A 1,013-nucleotide genomic window follows, 5' to 3' on the forward strand; every position below is an offset into this window, starting at 1 on the left:
GGGGGCCGATTGATGGGGTATACCTCGCCATGCGCGCCCCTACGCCGCCCTCACCCCCGCCCCTCCCCCATCCGGATCACCCCCCCCGGGCCGGGAGATGCGGGAGCCGCTGTTCCGGGATACCGGGCGAGCGTGCGAGGTGGGTGGGCAGGCGGCGGGTAAGGAGGAGGAAGGGGGGTGGGGGGAGGGGGCGGGCCCCAGAAGCGTCAACGATGTGACCCGGATCACTACCAACGGGCGATGACTCCCGAACAGCCCCCCGGTCTTCATTGCGAACCCCCGAACGAGCCAGCTGGCCAGCCCCCGAAGGAGTACCCCCAAATGCGCATCGTGATCAGTGAGTTCATCAGCCTCGACGGTGTCGTCCAGGCCCCCGGCGCCCCACAGGAGGACACCGACGGCGACTTCGCCCACGGCGGCTGGTCCCACCCGTTCTTCGACCCCGACACCCTCGGCCCGTACATCAACGAGGCGATGAGCACCGCCGACGCCCTGCTCTTCGGCCGCCGCACCTGGCTGACCATGGCCGCCGCCTGGCCCGGGCGGGCCGGCGACCCGCTCGCCGACCAGATGAACTCGATCAGGAAGTACGTGGTCTCCGACACCCTCGACGAAACCGACCTCACCTGGGCGAACTCCACCCTCGTCCCCGGCGCCGGGGCCGTCGACTGGGTGCGCCGACAGTGCGCGGCCGACGGCCGCGACCTGCTGATCATGGGCAGTCCGACCCTCGTCCGCACCCTCCTCGCCGAGGACCTCGCGGACGAGCTGCGGCTGATGGTGATGCCCGTCCTGCTCGGCGGCGGCAAGTCGCTCTTCCCGGCCGACGGCGTGCAGCGCACCTTGGAACTCGCCTCCACCACGATCGGCAGGACCGGCGTCCACGCGGCCACCTACCGCCGCCCCGCCAACGCCCCCGCCTAGATGATTGATGCCAAGGGCTCGCCGGCGCGCATGACATGAAGCGAGGGAGTCCAGAGATCGGTTGTGACGCCTGATCTGGACTCCCTCGC

At 70.7% G+C, this 1,013-nt stretch carries 1 protein-coding gene; it reads left to right on the plus strand.

What is annotated here, in order from left to right:
• Positions 1 to 321: 321 nt before the first annotated feature.
• On the plus strand, positions 322 to 924 hold the full coding sequence (locus ACFQ87_RS46570) for a dihydrofolate reductase family protein (RefSeq protein ID WP_380617107.1): 603 nt from the start codon (positions 322 to 324) through the stop codon (positions 922 to 924).
• Positions 925 to 1,013: the final 89 nt, after the last annotated feature.

Source organism: Kitasatospora sp. NPDC056531, assembly GCF_042794375.1.
Classification (GTDB): domain Bacteria; phylum Actinomycetota; class Actinomycetes; order Streptomycetales; family Streptomycetaceae; genus Kitasatospora.